Raw genomic sequence first — 15,972 nt, 5'->3', positions numbered from 1 at the left:
AGCGGGCGCGCTCAGGCGTTGCGCAGCGCGGTGACCACCATGGCGGCGTAGTCCATGGTGAACGACCCGCCGACGTCGTCGATCGCCCGGCCGATCTCGTCGAGGAGCGGCTCGAGCCGGTCCGCGGGCAGCCGGTTGAAGCCGCCAGAGGTCGGCAGCCCGTCCAGCCATTCGTCTCGGCTGTACTCCCGGCGCCAGTCGAACCGCCACCGGTCGACGTCGCCGAACGCTCCGGACTCGCGGATGCCCGCACTCGCCTTGTCCAGCTGCGACTCGTATCCGTTCAGTCCCGCCGAGATGCCCCGTGCGAACGGCGTCCCGGGCAGCCGGCGTGCGAGGGCGGCGTCGAATGCGGCCCCGAGCTCCGGCGGAAACTGCATCACGTTCCAGAACACCGCGAGCCGTCCGCCGCGCCGCAGGATGCCCGCCGCCTTGGCTGCTCCGGCGACGGGCTCGATCCAGTGCCAGGTCTGCCCGGCGATCACGAGGTCGAAGTCGCGGGCCGCCGCGTCCCACTCCTCGAACCTCGCCACCTCGACCTCGAAGCCGCGCGACCGGGCGAACTCGGCCATGCGGTCATCCACGTCGACACCGATGACGTGAGCGCCTCGTTCCCGGAACGGCAGAGCGGAGATGCCCGTGCCGATGCCGACATCGAGCACGTCGGGCTCGCGCGACCCCGCACGCGTCTCGGCGAGGATGCGGTCCACCAGCTCGCCGGGGTAGTGCGGTCGGGCGCGGTCGTAGGCCGCGGCGTGCTCGCCGAAGGACTCTGCCATGTCGCGGGCTCTGTGCGAGTCGGCTGCCGTGAAGCGCTCGGGTAGAGTGACCATGCGCCCACTCTAAGTGGGCAAGCGGTCACTCGTGGAGCCTGATCGCGCTGAGCGAACGAGAGGAGCGCGCGTGCCGCCCACCGGAGTCGCCCTGCAGGACGCCCGCGCGCGTCTCTTCGACGCCGCGGACCGGGTCGTGCTCCGGGACGGCGCGAGCGCTCTGACCAGCCGCGCGGTGACCGAGGAGCTGGGGGTGGCGAAGGGTGTGCTGCACCGGCACTTCCCGGACTTCGACACATTTCTGGCGGAGTGGGTGGTTCAGAAGACGGTGCGACTTCGTGATCTCGGCGACGAGCTGAACACCGTTGCCGGAGCATCGAGCGTGGTGGCCAACCTGCGCGACGCCTTGGCGCGCGTCTTCGATTCGCTCGGGCTCGCGACCATCCGCATCGTCATCACCAGGGATGCGGTGCGCGCCAGGCTTCGGGCATCCGGAGACCACCCGCTGTCGTATCTCGGCCAGGCGACGAACATCCTCACCGCCTACCTCGCGGCCGAGCGCGATCACGGGCGTCTGGTGCCGTCCGCCGACCCGCGCACGCTCGCACTCGCACTGATGGGTTCGGGTCACCTGCTCTTCGGAGAGGTCGGTGCCGCCCCGTCGCAGGAGGCCGTCGACGAGGTCGTCGCCTCGATCGTCGTGGGCGTCGAGCCGGGATTTCCGGCTCCGGGCCCTGCGTAGACTTGATCTTCGTGCCAGAACCCATCCAGATCACCGAACCCGCGGTGCGATCGGCGGTCGAGGCGGCCCTGGCCGCGGTCGACGCCTCCTCCGATGTCGCGGAGCTCAAGGCCGCCCGCGCGGCGCACGCGGGCGAGCATTCGACGCTCGCCAGGCTCAACGCCGGGCTCCGTGACGTTCCCGCTGACCAGAAGGCCGAGCTCGGCAAACTCGTCGGACAGGCCAGGGGTCGCGTGAACCAGGCGTTCGCGGCCAAGGAGACGGTGCTCGCCGAGGCGGAGAATCAGAAGCGGCTGGCCCAGGAAGCACTGGACGTCACCGAGGTGGCACTTACGGGTCGCGCCGGGGCGAGGCATCCGCTCTCCCTGCTGCAGGAGCGCATCGCCGACATCTTCGTCGGCATGGGCTGGGAGGTCGCGGAAGGGCCGGAGCTGGAGAGCGAGTGGTTCAACTTCGACGCGCTCAACTTCGACGCCGATCACCCGGCACGCGCCCTGCAGGACACGTTCTTCGTCGAGCCTCCCGAGGCGCATCTCGTGCTGCGCACGCACACCTCTCCCGTTCAGGTGCGCGCGCTGCTGGAGCGCGAGCTGCCGGTCTACGTGGTCGCGCCCGGCCGTGTCTACCGCACCGACGAGCTCGACGCGACGCACACCCCCGTGTTCAGCCAAATCGAAGGCATCGCCGTCGACAAGGGGCTCACGATGGCGCACCTTCGCGGCACGCTCGAGCACTTCGCACGGGCGATGTTCGGCGAGGAAGCGAGGATCCGCCTGCGTCCTAACTACTTCCCGTTCACGGAGCCGAGCGCCGAGATGGATGTCTGGCATCCGGGCGCGAAGGGCGGCGCGCGCTGGATCGAATGGGGCGGCTGCGGCATGGTGAACCGCAACGTACTGCGCTCGGCGGGCATCGATCCGGATGTCTACAGCGGCTTCGCCTTCGGCATGGGCATCGAGCGCACGCTGCAATTCCGCAACGGACTCAGTGACATGCGCGACATGGTCGAGGGAGACATCCGCTTCTCACAGCAGTTCGGAATGGTGGTCTGATGCGCATCCCCTTGAGTTGGCTCGCCGAGTACGTCGACGTCATCCCCGGCTCGACGCCGGAGGACGTCCACGCCGCGCTCGTCAAGGTCGGGCTCGAAGAGGAGGACATCCATCGATTCGACATCTCCGGACCGGTCGTGGTCGGCGAGGTGCTCGAGTTCGTCGAGGAGCCGCAGAGCAACGGCAAGACGATCCGCTGGTGCCAAGTGCGCGTGGCGCCCGAGGGCGAACAAGCGGCCGACGGCGGCGAGGCCGTGCACGGCATCGTCTGCGGCGCCCGCAACTTCTTCGTCGGCGACAAGGTCGTGGTGACGCTCCCCGGTTCGGTGCTGCCCGGCCCGTTCCCGATCGCGGCGCGCAAGACCTACGGTCACGTCTCCGACGGAATGATCGCCTCCGCTCGGGAGCTGGGCCTCGGCGATGAGCACAGTGGCATCCTGCGGCTAGTGGAGCTCGGCATCGACGCGCCCGTCGGCACGGACGCCATCGCGCTGCTCGGCCTGGACGACACGTCCGTCGAGGTGAACGTCACGCCCGACCGCGGATACGCGCTCTCCATCCGAGGCATCGCCCGCGAGTACTCCCACTCCACGGGCGCGGCCTTCCGCGACCCGGCGCACGCCGTCGAACCGGTGGATGCAGACGGCTTCCGTGTCACGATCGACGACGAGGCACCGATCCGCGGTCGCGTCGGTGCCAGCGTCTTCGTCACCAGGGTGGTGCGCGGCATCGACCCGTCGGCTCCGACGCCGGCGTGGATGATCGCGCGGCTGGTGCTCGCCGGCATCCGCTCCGTCTCGCTCATCGTCGACATCACGAACTACGTGATGGTGGAGCTCGGCCAGCCGACGCACGCATACGACCTGGCCAAGCTCACCGGCGGCATCACGGTGCGACGCGCGAAGCCGGGGGAGCGCATCGAGACACTCGACGGGCAGACTCGAAAGCTCGACCCGGAAGACCTGCTCATCACCGACGACTCCGGCCCGATCGGACTCGCGGGCGTCATGGGCGGCGCGAACACCGAGGTGAGCGACGCGACCACCGACGTGCTGGTGGAGGCCGCGAACTTCGACCCCGTCACGGTCGCCAGAAGCGCTCGCAGGCACAAGCTGCCGAGCGAGGCATCCCGCCGGTTCGAGCGGGGCGTCGACCCCGACGTGGCGAGGGTCGCTGCCGCTCGCGTCGTGCAGCTGCTCGAGCAACTCGGCGGCGGCCAAGCGGACGGTCTGGGGTCGACCAAGCGCACCGTGGAGCTGCGCGAGCCGATCATGCTCAGGCACGGCTTCGTCAGCGCGCTCGTCGGCGTCGAGTTCACCGATGAGGAGGTGCGGACGGCGCTCGCCGAGATCGGCGGCGCCATCGAGCAGACGGAGGGCGGACTGATCGTCACCCCGCCGAGCTGGCGTCCCGACCTGAACGACGAGGCCGACCTGGCCGAGGAGGTCGCCCGCATCGTCGGCTACGACCGCATCCCTTCGGTGCTTCCCGTCGCCCCGCCCGGTCGCGGCTTGACTCGTGGCCAGCACCTGCGAAGGCAGGCTGCCACGGCGCTCGCCGGAAGCGGCCTCACCGAGGTGCTCGTCTACCCGTTCGTCACGCAGGCTCAGAACGATCTGTACGGAACTGCGGGCGACGAGCCGGTGCCTTCGGTCCGGCTGGCGAACGCTCTGGATGCCTCCGTGCCGTTCATGCGCGCATCCCTGCTACCCGGACTGGTCGAGACCGCCAGGCGCAACCTCTCCCGCGGTCTGACGGATCTCGCCCTGTTCGAGATCGGTCTGGTGTTCCGGCCGGACGGGCCGGTGCGCGGAACGGCGGAGCTACCCCTCGGCGCCGCGCTGCCGGAGCCCAGCGTGCTCGAACAACTCGAGGAGGGCATCCCGGCGCAGCCACGCATGGTCGCGGCGCTCTTCACGGGGGAGTCGACGCCGAAGCAGCCCGGCCTTGCTCCCGTCGCCGCCGGCATCGCGGACGCTCTCGCAGCCGTGCGCACGTTGCAGACCGCGCTCGGCGTGCCGCTGGCCGTGCGCCAGGGCTCCCACAAGGCGCTCCACCCGGGACGCACCGCAGAGGTCCTTCTCGACGGCGAACCCATCGGGTGCGCCGGCGAGCTGCTGCCGCAAGTGGCCGAAGACGCCGACCTGCCGCGTGTGGTCGCGGTGCTCGAGCTGAACCTCGACCGGATGCTCGCTGCGGCAGGCCGCAACATCGAGGTGACGCCCATTTCGACGTTCCCGGCCGCTACCCAGGACCTGTCCCTGGTCGTCGACGCCGCGGTCCCCGCGGCCGATGTGCTGGCCGCCGTGATCGACGGAGCGGGCGAGCTCCTCGAGAGTGCGCACGTCGTTGACGACTATCGCGGACGGGGCCTGCCGGAGGGCACGAAGAGCCTCACCTTCGCGCTCCGCTTCCGCGCCTCCGATCGCACGCTCACGGCGGCCGAGGCGAGCGAGGCCAAGCTGGCCGGCGCTCGCGCCGCGGGTGAGCGCTTCGGTGCAAGCGTCAGGGAGTAGCCCTACCGAACGTGACGACCGGCCAGAGCCTGCGGATTCGGTGAGACCGTCGGATGCCCGCTATGCTGACACGCATGTCTCACGTTCGGCGCACCGCGATCGCACAGGTCTTCTCGACCCGTGCCCTGCGCCGACGTCCGGACGCGCGCCGAGGCTAGGCGACGCGTACGTGCCCGCGCTTCAGCGCGGACCCGCCGTGGGCGTCGCCGTGCCGACCATCGTCCGTCCACTCTTAAGGTAGAGACATGTCCTATTCGGTTGCCGTCGCCGGCGCCTCGGGCTACGCGGGGGGAGAGCTCCTCCGCATCCTGGCCGATCATCCCTCGTTCGACATCCGCACCGTGACAGCAGGCTCGAACGCCGGGTCACCGCTGATCGATCACCAGCCGCATCTGCGTTCCCTCGCCCATCTCACGTTGCAGGAGACGGATGCCGCGACCCTCGCAGGTCACGACGTCGTCTTCCTCGCCCTTCCGCACGGCGCATCCGGCGCGATCAGTGCCCAGCTCGGAGACGACGTGCTCGTCGTGGACTGCGGAGCCGATCACCGGCTGACGTCCGAGGCGGACTGGAACGCGTTCTACGGAGGCGACTACGCGGGCGCCTGGCCGTACGGCGTGCCAGAGCTTCCGACCGTCGACGGCAAGCAACGGGATGCCCTCGCCGGCGTGAAGCGCATCGCAGCGCCCGGCTGCAACGCGAGCTCGGTGTCGCTGGCCATCGCTCCCGGAGTGGGCGCCGGGATCATCGACGAGACCGGGATCGTGGCCGTGCTCGCCGTCGGTCCGAGCGGTGCGGGCAAGAGTCTCAAGACCACCTACCTCGCCTCCGAGCTGCTCGGCAACGCCGTCCCCTACGGCGTCGGGGGAACGCACCGCCACATCCCAGAGATCCTGCAGAACCTCCGCCTTGCGGGGGCAGCGAACCCTGCCATCTCGTTCACGCCGGTGCTCGTGCCCATGGCGCGGGGCATCCTGGCCACGGTCTCGGCGCCGCTGAGGCCAGGCGTCTCCGTCGACGAGGTGCGCGCGGCCTGGAACGACGCGTACGGAGGGGAGCCGTTCGTTCAGGTGCTTCCTGCCGGCAAGTTCCCGCGTACCTCCGACGTGCTGGGCGCCAACACGGCGCTCATCGGCATCGCCGTGGATTCCGCTGCGAATCGCGTGGTCGCCATCGTCGCCGTCGACAACCTCGCGAAGGGCACGGCGGGCGCCGCCATCCAGTGCGCGAACATCGCGCTAGGCCTGCCGGAGACCACCGGCCTCAGCGTGAACGGAGTCGCCCCGTGAGCATCACGGCACCCGCAGGATTCGCCGCCACGGGCGTCGCCGCCGGACTGAAGACGAGCGGTGCGCTCGACCTGGCGCTGGTGCGCAATCTGGGCCCACTGCAGAACGCGGCCGCGGTGTTCACGTCCAACCGCTGCAAGGCCAATCCGGTGCTGTGGAGCGAACGCGCGGCCGCCGACGGCGTCGTCTCCGCCGTCGTGCTCAACTCGGGCGGGGCCAACTGCTACACCGGAGCGGAAGGATTCCAGACCTCGCACGCCACGGCCGAAGCGGTCGCGGAGAACCTGGGCGTCTCCGCCGGTGACGTGGTGGTCTGCTCCACCGGGCTCATCGGCGATCAGCTGAACCGCACGGCCGTGACGGAGGGCGTCGCCGCCGCTGCAGCGTCCATGGACGAGGGCGAAGCCGGGGGCCTCGCCGCCGCGCAGGCCATCATGACGACCGACACGCATCCGAAGCAGGCCGTCGTGGCCGGGGGCGGCTGGTCGATCGGTGGCATGGCGAAGGGCGCGGGGATGCTTGCACCGGGGCTGGCCACCATGCTCGTCGTGATCACCACGGACGCCGCCCTGGACTCGGACGTGCTCGACGCATCCCTCCGCGCCGCCACCCGCGTGACATTCGACCGGCTCGACTCCGACGGATGCATGTCCACGAACGACACCGTCGTCCTGATGGCTTCGGGAGCGTCGGGAGCCACCCCGACCGCCGACGAGTTCGCGCTCGCACTCACCGACCTCTGCCATGACCTCGCGTTGCAGCTGCAGGGCGACGCAGAGGGCGCGTCGCACGACATCGCCATCGAGGTGGTGCACGCAGCCACCGACGACGACGCTGTGAAGGTCGCCCGGGCCGTCTCCCGCAGCAACCTGTTCAAGGCCGCTATCTTCGGCCAGGACCCGAACTGGGGCAGGGTGCTCGCCGCAGTCGGAACCACCGACGCGCAGTTCGACCCGTACGGCATCGACGTGAAGATCAATGGCATCCAGGTCTGCACGGCGGGAGAGCCCGACCAGCCGCGAGATCTCGTCGACCTCAGCCCCCGCGCCACCTCTGTCGTGATCGACCTGCACGCAGGGGACGTCTCGGCCACCATTCTCACCAACGACCTCACCCACGACTACGTGCACGAGAACAGCGCCTACTCCAGCTGATGACCGATCCCGCGAACACCGAACCCCAGCCCCTGCCGCTCATCGCGCACCACAGCACCAAGGCGGCGGTCCTCATCGAGGCGCTGCCCTGGCTGAAGGCCTTCCACGGCGAGACCATCGTCATCAAGTTCGGCGGCAACGCCATGGTGGACGATCGGCTCGTGCGCGCGTTCGCCGACGACATCGCGTTCCTGCGCTATGCCGGCATCCGTCCGGTCGTGGTCCACGGTGGCGGGCCCCAGATCTCCGCCATGCTCGACCGGCTCGGCATCGTCAGCGAGTTCCGCGGCGGTTACCGGGTGACCACTCCGGAGACCATGGACGTCGTCCGCATGGTGCTCACCGGCCAGATCAGCCGCGACATCGTCGGCCACATCAACCGGCACGGTGCGCTCGCCTCAGGAATGTCGGGGGAAGACGCTCGACTGTTCGAGGGCCGGGTGCGCACAGAGCTCATCGACGACGAGCCCGTCGATCTCGGACTCGTGGGCGACGTCATCGGCGTCAACCCCGAGGGAGTGCTGGCCGAACTGCACGCGGGCCGCGTGCCCGTCGTCTCGTCCATCGCGCTCGACGCGGACGTGCCTGGGCGCACGCTCAACGTGAACGCGGATGCCGCGGCCGCAGCCCTGGCCATAGCGCTCGGCGCCGCGAAGCTCGTCATCCTCACCAACGTTCCCGGCCTCTACCGGGACTGGCCGGACCGCGACTCGCTGATCTCCACCATCACCCCCGTCGAACTGCGCGAACTGCTGCCGTCGCTCGACGCCGGAATGATCCCGAAGATGACCGCCTGCCTGCACGCCGTCGAGGGCGGCGTGCCGAAGGCTGCTGTCATCGACGGCCGAGACGAGCACTCGCTCCTCTTCGAACTCTTCACCACGAGCGGCAGCGGAACGGAGGTGACCGCGTGACGGCCACAACGAGCCCGGTCTCGACGGGACAGCACTGGCACGAGACCTTCAGCGAGGTGATGATGGGCTCGCTCGCGGTGCCCGCCGTGATGCTCGACCACGGTCGGGGTGCCTACGTGTGGGATGTCGACGGCAAGGAGTATCTCGACTTCCTCGCCGGCATCGCGGTGAACGCCCTCGGCCACGCGCATCCCGTGCTGCTCGACGCGCTCTCCACCCAGGCCGCCAAGCTCGTCCACGTCTCCAACTACTTCGCCACGCCGCCGCAGGTCGCCCTGGCCGAGCGGTTGCTACGCATCACGGGAGCGGGCACGTACGGCCGCGTCTACTTCTGCAACTCCGGAACCGAGGCCAACGAGGCGGCCTTCAAGCTTGCCCGCCTCAATTCCGCCGGCTCCCGCACGCGCATCCTCGCCCTGAAGAACGGCTTCCACGGCAGAACGATGGGCTCTCTCGCACTCACCGGCAAGCCCCACATGCGCGAGCCCTTCGAGCCGATGGTTCCCGGCGTCGAGCACATCGACTCGACGCTCGAGGCATTGGACGCCGCTCTGGACGACACCGTCGCCGCGCTCTTCGTCGAGCCGATCAAGGGCGAGGCCGGCGTCATCGATCTGCCCGACGGATACCTTGCGGCGGCCCGCGAGCTCACGCAGCGGCACGGTGCGCTGCTGATCCTCGATGAGATCCAGACCGGCATCGGTCGCACCGGCGAATGGTTCGGCTATCAGCACGCGGGCATCGTTCCGGATGCCATCACCATCGCGAAGGGGATGGCCGGCGGCGTGCCCATCGGGGCCCTCATCACGTTCGGCAAGGCGTCCGAGTTGTTCACCCGTGGACAGCACGGCAGCACGTTCGGTGGCAACCCTCTCGCCACCGCCGTCGCAGGCGCGGTGCTCGAGGAGATCGAGCGTGCAGGCCTCGTCGAGAACGCCAAGCTGCGTGGTGCGCAGCTGCGCCGGGTGCTGGCCGCCATCGGTTCCCCGCTCATCGCCGAGACGAGGGGCGAAGGACTCCTCATCGGCGTCGGTCTGACCGAGCCGGTGGCCGACCAGCTCACCGCGGCGGCATTGCGCAACGGGCTGATCGTCAACGCGCCCAACGAGTCGAGCATCCGCCTCGCTCCGCCACTCATCATCGGTGACGACGAGGTCGCCGAGTTCGACCGGCGCTTCCGAGCCGCCTTGGCCGAACTCGACCAGCGTTCGCTCGACCACCAGCACCAGGGAGCCTGAACCGTGACCCGCCACTTTCTGCGCGACGACGACCTGACCGCCCAGGAGCAGTCCGAGATCCTCGACCTCGCCGTGCGCATCCGCGACGACCGTTGGGGACGCAAGCCCCTGGCCGGCCCGCAGACCGTCGCCGTCATCTTCGACAAGTCCTCGACGCGCACCCGCGTCTCGTTCGCCGTGGGCATCGCCGACCTCGGCGGCAGCCCGCTCATCATCAGCACAGCGAACAGCCAGCTCGGCGGCAAAGAGACGCCGTCCGACACGGCACGAGTTCTCGAGCGCATGGTGTCCGCGATCGTCTGGCGCACGTACGCGCAGTCCGGACTGGAGGAGATGGCGGAGGGCACGACCGTTCCCGTCATCAACGCTCTCTCCGACGACTTCCACCCCTGTCAGCTGCTCGCCGACCTGCTCACCATCAGGGATGCCTTCGGCTCGCTCTCGGGCCTGACCGTCACGTTCCTCGGAGACGGCGCGAGCAACATGGCGCAGTCGTACCTGCTCGCCGGGGCCATCGCCGGCATGAACATCCGCGTGGCCTCGCCCGCGGAGTTCGCGCCGCACGACGAGGTGGTCTCCGACGCGGACGCGCTCGCGGCCCGCGCAGGCGGCTCGGTCACGCTCTACACCGACCCGTTCGAGGCGGCGGCGGGCGCCGACGTCATCGTCACCGACACCTGGGTCTCGATGGGCAAAGAAGAGGAGAAGGCGCACCGCATCGCCGCGATGGGGAGCTACAAGGTCACACCGGAGCTGATGGCTCTGGCGAAGCCGAACGCCATCTTCCTGCACTGCCTTCCCGCAGACCGCGGCTACGAGGTCGACCCTGAGGTCATCGACGGCCCGCAGAGCGCCATCTGGGACGAAGCGGAGAACCGGCTGCACGCGCAGAAGGCGCTCCTCGTCTGGCTGCTGGAGAAGAACGCGGCATGAGCGCGGCGGTGCACGGCACGAGAGGTGTGAAGGATGTCTGACGAGTCGAACGGCAACAGGGCGGCGGAGGCCGGGGCGCTCTGGGGCGGACGATTCGCCGGAGGCCCCTCGCCGGAACTCACCGAGCTCAGCCGGTCGACCCAGTTCGACTGGCGCCTGGCGGAATACGACATCGCAGGGTCGAAGGCGCACGCGAAGGCTTTGGCCGCTGCCGGATACCTCTCCGCCGACGAGCTGGAGGCGATGACGGATGCCCTCGACGAGTTGCTCGCGGATGTGAGTTCCGGCGCGTTCGGCCCGCAGGCATCCGACGAAGACGTGCACTCGGCCCTGGAGCGCGGCCTGGTCGAACGCACGGGCGCCGAGCTGGGCGGAAAACTCAGGGCCGGGCGCAGCCGCAACGACCAGATCGCCACACTCGTGCGGCTGTTCCTGCGCGACCACTCCGAACGGCTCGCGCGGCTCGTGCTCGACCTGATCGACGCCCTGGCCTCGCAGGCCGAGGCGAACCCCGACGCGATCATGCCGGGACGCACGCACCTCCAGCATGCCCAGCCGGTGCTGCTCGCGCATCATCTGCTGGCGCACTGCTGGCCTCTCGTGCGCGACCTCGAGCGCATCCGTGACTGGCGCATCCGCTCGGATGCCTCCCCCTACGGCTCCGGCGCCCTCGCCGGCAACACGCTCGGGCTCGACGCCGCGCTGGTCGCGTCGGAGCTCGGCTTCTCCGCGGTCGTCGAGAACTCGATCGACGGGACCGCCTCCCGCGACCTCGTCGCCGAGTTCGCCTACCTCACGGCGCAGCTGGGCGTGGATGTCTCGCGCTTCGCCGAGGAGATCATCCTCTGGAACACGAGGGAATTCGGTTTCGTCACGCTCAGCGACTCGTACTCGACCGGGTCGTCGATCATGCCGCAGAAGAAGAACCCCGACATCGCGGAGCTCGCTCGCGGCAAGGCGGGCCGCTTGATCGGCAACCTGAGCGGCCTGCTCGCCACGTTGAAAGGCCTGCCGCTGGCGTACAACCGTGACGTGCAGGAAGACAAGGAACCGGTGTTCGACTCGGTGGACACACTCGAGGTGCTGCTGCCGGCCTTCACCGGAATGGTGGCCACACTCCGTTTCCATACCGAACGGATGCGCGAACTCGCCCCCCAGGGATACTCGCTGGCCACCGACGTGGCCGAGTGGCTCGTCAAGCAGCACGTGCCGTTCCGGGATGCCCACGAGATCACCGGCAAGCTCGTCGCCCACGCCGAGTCGCGCGGCTTGGAGCTCGACGAGGTCGACGACGACACGCTGGCGGCGATCTCGCCGCTCCTCACGCCGCAGGTGCGCGAGGTGCTGACTGTCGAGGGGTCCGTCGCCTCACGTGACGGCGTCGGGGGAACCGCGGCGGTCCGCGTCGCCGAGCAGCGCGCCCACCTCACCGAGCGGGTGCGCATCCTCTCCGACTCTCTCTTCGGCGGTGGAGTGTGATGGCAAGGCGCAGGCAGCGGCTGACGACGGCGATCGCGGTGGTCGCCGCAGCGGTCGTGATCCTCGCGATCGTGGCCACTCTGGTCATCGGCGGCCGGCTCTTCTAGCGCAGACATTGGCGTTGAGCGCAGGCATGTTCGTTCCCGACAGGTCGTTCTTCGAACGCAGCTCGCTCGAGGTCGCACCCGAGCTGCTCGGCGCCCACCTCACTCACGTCACGGAGGACGGCCCGGTGACGCTGCGGCTGACCGAGGTCGAGGCGTACCTGGGCGATGGAACGGATCCGGGGTCGCACGCGTTCCGCGGCAAGACGCCGCGCAATGCCGTCATGTTCGGTCCGGCCGGACACGTGTACGCGTACTTCACCTACGGCATGCACACCTGCGCCAACCTGGTCTGCTCGCAGGAGGGCGAGGCGTCGGGAGTGCTGCTGCGCGGCGCGGAGGTGGTCGGGGGAGAGGAGCTGGCGCTGCAGCGTCGCGGGGCGAAGGTGCCGCACCGCGATCTGGCCCGTGGTCCCGCCCGACTGACGGTGGCGGCGGGCATCCGACTTGACGAGAACGGGGCTGACGCCTTCGAGCCGCCCTTCGCCATCGAGCTTCCCGACGCCCCGGTCACGCCGTTCGCGACCGGGCCACGCACGGGAATCAGCGGACCGGGCGGCGACGAGTCGCTGTATCCCTGGCGTTTCTGGATTCCGGGCGACCGTACGGTGTCGCCGTACAAGCGGCACCCCCGCGCGAAGTCGTCGAGCCACACCTGAGCGGCGCTACCTCAGACCCCGATCGCGAACCGGAACAATCCGCCGCACGCCGCAGCCCATACGAGGCTCACCAGTGTGCCGATGATGAAGCGCTCCCGCACCTCGGCGACGTCCAGTTCGGTGAAGCGTCCGACGCTCTTGATGGCGATGATCGCCGCGACCGCTTCCGGAAAGCCGGCCATGATGCTGGCGGTCGTCGCGACCCGCTCGAAGATCCCGATCACGGTGCCGCCGCGCAACACCTCGCCGCGCACGATCTCGCCATCCGGCACCTTGCGTTCGACGACGATGCCGCCGTGGCTGCCCTCGCGCATGCTTCCTCTCGACGCGACGGCGAGCACGAAGAGCGTGGCGGGGCCGCCGCCGAGCACGCTCAGTGCCAGAACGGCGAGCCCCAGCACGACGCTGTAGACCGGCAGCGGGCGCTCGTGTGGGAGCACCACCGCGATCATGCCGACGACGATCGCGACCGCCGCTGCGATCACCAGCCATCGTCGAGGGGTCTTCAGCGTCACGGCCGCTGCGGCGACTCCCAGCCCGACCACCACGATGACGAATGCCCAGTAGACGATCGTCAGGGCCGGGTACAGCAGCGGAAAGGGCATCTCACTCTCCTTCGACCGAGCGACTGTCGAGGTCCTGCATCAGCCTAGTGAGCGCTGGCACGGCGGCTGCTTCAGGATGGATGCCTGCGGCGCGCGCGCGCGAGCTCACCGCCGGTTCGCTGATGCTCAGCCGTGCCGCGGCGTCCCGCTGGGTGAGCCCCTCGCTCATCAGGTCGTAGAGCTCCCACCCCGCCTCGCTCCGCCGGGCACGCACGGTGAGGAGCAGCTCGACGAGTGCCTCGACATCGGATGCCCGCTCTTCCTCAGCCGCTGCTCCCGATCGCAGTGCGAACCGGGTCGTGCGCTTCTTCGCCGCGTCCACGGCGTCCCGCGCAGCGAAGAACGCCGGTCCGGTCGCCGCTCGTGCGTCGGCGGGCAACGGCTCCCGCACCCGACCGCACCCGATCCCCACGCTCCACTCGCCGGTGCGCGTGAGGTCGAGCGCGATGCCGAGCGCGGCGACCGCGTCCGCGGTCAGCGTCTGCACCTCGTCCCCGGCGTTGCGGTCCACCGCCAGTGCGAGTCTGTCTCCGAACGCCTCCTCGAGCCGGCGCCGCGTCTCATCGACGACATCCGCGCGCGTGCGGCTGTTCACCTGATCCGCTGTGATGACGAACACGGTACCTCCCGTGTGAGATAAGGCCTCAAGCCTAACTGATGACGACTTAAGCCTCAAGCATTCACTTCTGGCGATGTAAGCCGTCAGGCATTGCTACTGTTGTCGCGTGCCAGCCGACGTCCTCTCCACTCAGAGCAACGACCCGAGTTTCGACGACATCTGGGACGAACTGGTCTGGCGCGGACACGTCCACGTCTCGACCGACGCCGACGCGCTGCGCGAGGCACTGGCATCCGGGCCGATCACCTACTACTGCGGCTTCGACCCGACGGCTGCGAGCCTCCATCTCGGCAATCTCGTACAGCTCATCGTCATGCGCCGACTCCAGTTGGCCGGCCACAAACCGCTTGGTCTGGTCGGTGGATCGACGGGACTCATCGGAGACCCGCGTCCCTCCGCGGAGCGCACGCTCAACACGAAGGAGACCGTCTCCGAGTGGGTCGGCTACCTCCAGGCTCAGGTGTCGCGATTCCTCAGCGACGAGGGGGAGACCGCGGTGCGCCTGGTGAACAACCTGGACTGGACGGCACCGTTGTCGGCGATCGACTTCCTCCGCGACATCGGCAAGCACTACCGCGTCGGCACCATGCTCAAGAAGGATGCCGTCGCCGCCCGCCTGAACTCCGATGCCGGCATCAGCTACACCGAATTCAGCTACCAGATCCTGCAGGGCTACGACTACCTGGAGCTTTACCGGCAGTACGGCTGCGTGCTGCAGACCGGTGGAAGCGACCAGTGGGGAAATCTCACCAGCGGCACCGATCTCATCCACCGCGTCGAGGGTGTCAGTGTGCACGCGATCGGCACGCCACTGGTGACCAACAGCGACGGCACCAAGTTCGGCAAGAGCGAGGGGAACGCGGTCTGGCTCGATCCGACCATGACGAGCCCGTACGCCTTCTACCAGTTCTGGCTCAACACGCTCGACGCCGACGTCATCGACCGCCTGAAGGTCTTCACCTTCCTCACGCGGGACGAGATCGAGCGGCTGGAACAAGTAGTGGCCGACGAGCCGTACAAGCGGGAGGCGCAGCGCACGCTCGCCAAAGAGGTGACGACCCTCGTGCACGGCGCCGCCGCCACGGAGGCCGTCATCTCCGCGGCTGAAGCGCTGTTCGGCAACGGCGATCTCGAGGCGACGGATGCCGCAACGCTCGAAGCAGCGCTCCGCGAGCTCCCGAACACCACGACGGCCCCACACGCACCGATCGCCCAATTGCTGGTCGACACGGGCCTGACCTCCAGTCTGTCGGAAGCGCGGAGGGCGATCGCGCAGGGCGGCGTCTACGTGAACAACACGAAAGTGGATGACGCTGCGGCGACCGTCGCGACCAGCGTGCTTCCGAGCGGCGTGGCAGTGCTCAGGCGAGGCAAGAAGACCCTCGCTGGCGTCTTCGTGGAGTGACTTCGGTGGGCGCCTGCCGGCGACACGCCCGGCAAGCACCGACGATTTGCACCGCCCGTCCAGCGCCACGTAAGGTAATCACCTGTCGCCCAAAGGTGCGGAAAGCTCGCAGAGCAACCGGCCTCAAGAGGGACAGTCCTCAGCCGAAGAGCTACTCCTGTTGCAGGAGAGAACCACTGGCTTGTAGGATGAAAAGCCCACCTCGAAGAGCTGATCGTCAGATCGGTTCGAACGTGTTTCAGCGCGTCCTATGCGCCGGACACCGGCGGATCGTCAAGTTGACAAACGCAACGAAGGTGGTAAGGTAGTGAAGTTGCCTCGGGGAGAGGGTCGCGAGACCTGAAACCGAGAGTGTCCGATCCTTGAGAACTCAACAGCGTGCACAATGTCATATGCCAATTAACCTCGTCACTGGCATCGGCCTTTTTTGGTTGGTGTTGGTGTTGGGATTCCTTTGGATTAGATATTTTTGAATGTCAGTTTGATATTC

Annotated in this window: 14 protein-coding genes; 11 read left to right on the top strand and 3 right to left on the bottom strand. The window is 68.7% G+C overall.

What is annotated here, in order from left to right:
* Positions 1 to 11 precede the first annotated feature (11 nt).
* On the bottom strand, positions 12 to 833 hold the full coding sequence (locus ACTHNC_RS18135; protein ID WP_440296031.1) for a class I SAM-dependent methyltransferase: 822 nt from the start codon (positions 831 to 833) through the stop codon (positions 12 to 14).
* Positions 834 to 903: 70 nt separating this feature from the next.
* Between ACTHNC_RS18135 and ACTHNC_RS18130 the strand changes: the two genes are divergently transcribed.
* From ACTHNC_RS18130 to ACTHNC_RS18085, 10 genes are all read left to right on the top strand, one after another.
* Positions 904 to 1,515 (top strand): TetR/AcrR family transcriptional regulator, encoded by a 612-nt coding sequence (locus ACTHNC_RS18130; protein WP_440296030.1) that lies wholly within the window; start codon positions 904 to 906, stop codon positions 1,513 to 1,515.
* Positions 1,516 to 1,526: 11 nt separating this feature from the next.
* Positions 1,527 to 2,567, top strand: a complete 1,041-nt coding sequence (gene pheS / locus ACTHNC_RS18125; RefSeq protein ID WP_440296029.1) for a phenylalanine--tRNA ligase subunit alpha — start codon at positions 1,527 to 1,529, stop codon at positions 2,565 to 2,567.
* Positions 2,567 to 5,083, top strand: a complete 2,517-nt coding sequence (pheT, locus tag ACTHNC_RS18120; protein WP_440296028.1) for a phenylalanine--tRNA ligase subunit beta — start codon at positions 2,567 to 2,569, stop codon at positions 5,081 to 5,083. The genes pheS and pheT overlap by 1 nt, the downstream gene beginning before the upstream one ends.
* A gap of 245 nt (positions 5,084 to 5,328) precedes the next feature.
* Entirely contained in the window at positions 5,329 to 6,372 is a 1,044-nt protein-coding gene (gene argC / locus ACTHNC_RS18115) for an N-acetyl-gamma-glutamyl-phosphate reductase (protein ID WP_440296027.1), read from the top strand.
* On the top strand, positions 6,369 to 7,526 hold the full coding sequence (gene argJ, locus ACTHNC_RS18110) for a bifunctional glutamate N-acetyltransferase/amino-acid acetyltransferase ArgJ (RefSeq protein WP_440296026.1): 1,158 nt from the start codon (positions 6,369 to 6,371) through the stop codon (positions 7,524 to 7,526). The genes argC and argJ overlap by 4 nt, the downstream gene beginning before the upstream one ends.
* Complete coding sequence (gene argB / locus ACTHNC_RS18105) at positions 7,526 to 8,440, top strand: acetylglutamate kinase (RefSeq protein ID WP_440296025.1); 915 nt, start codon at positions 7,526 to 7,528, stop codon at positions 8,438 to 8,440. The genes argJ and argB overlap by 1 nt, the downstream gene beginning before the upstream one ends.
* A complete protein-coding gene (locus ACTHNC_RS18100; RefSeq protein ID WP_440296024.1) occupies positions 8,437 to 9,678 on the top strand; it encodes an acetylornithine transaminase in 1,242 nt (413 codons plus the stop codon). Before argB ends, ACTHNC_RS18100 begins: the two co-directional genes overlap by 4 nt.
* A 3-nt stretch (positions 9,679 to 9,681) precedes the next feature.
* Positions 9,682 to 10,611: an ornithine carbamoyltransferase gene (gene argF / locus ACTHNC_RS18095; RefSeq protein ID WP_440296023.1), complete on the top strand. Its 930-nt coding sequence runs from the start codon at positions 9,682 to 9,684 to the stop codon at positions 10,609 to 10,611.
* Positions 10,612 to 10,644: 33 nt separating this feature from the next.
* A complete protein-coding gene (gene argH, locus ACTHNC_RS18090; RefSeq protein WP_440296022.1) occupies positions 10,645 to 12,090 on the top strand; it encodes an argininosuccinate lyase in 1,446 nt (481 codons plus the stop codon).
* Positions 12,091 to 12,223: 133 nt separating this feature from the next.
* A complete protein-coding gene (locus ACTHNC_RS18085) occupies positions 12,224 to 12,853 on the top strand; it encodes a DNA-3-methyladenine glycosylase (protein WP_440296056.1) in 630 nt (209 codons plus the stop codon).
* A gap of 11 nt (positions 12,854 to 12,864) precedes the next feature.
* Here the strand turns inward: ACTHNC_RS18085 and ACTHNC_RS18080 are convergent, their stop codons facing one another.
* Together ACTHNC_RS18080 and ACTHNC_RS18075 are read right to left on the bottom strand one after the other, a co-directional pair.
* Positions 12,865 to 13,458 carry a hypothetical protein gene (locus tag ACTHNC_RS18080; protein WP_440296021.1) on the bottom strand — a complete coding sequence of 198 codons (594 nt, stop codon included), beginning with the start codon at positions 13,456 to 13,458 and terminating at the stop codon, positions 12,865 to 12,867.
* A gap of 1 nt (position 13,459) precedes the next feature.
* The gene (locus ACTHNC_RS18075; RefSeq protein ID WP_440296020.1) at positions 13,460 to 14,077 is read right to left on the bottom strand and encodes a DNA-binding protein; all 618 of its coding nucleotides are present in this window, start codon (positions 14,075 to 14,077) and stop codon (positions 13,460 to 13,462) included.
* Positions 14,078 to 14,183: 106 nt separating this feature from the next.
* Between ACTHNC_RS18075 and tyrS the strand changes: the two genes are divergently transcribed.
* Positions 14,184 to 15,482, top strand: coding sequence for a tyrosine--tRNA ligase (gene tyrS / locus ACTHNC_RS18070; protein WP_440296019.1), 1,299 nt, complete (start codon positions 14,184 to 14,186; stop codon positions 15,480 to 15,482).
* Positions 15,483 to 15,972 lie beyond the last annotated feature (490 nt).

The sequence above is a fragment of the Humibacter sp. genome, from assembly GCF_051954055.1.
GTDB lineage: Bacteria > Actinomycetota > Actinomycetes > Actinomycetales > Microbacteriaceae > Humibacter.
The sequence above is the reverse complement of the archived record's forward strand: the minus strand, read 5'-3'. Positions and strand labels throughout refer to the sequence as shown.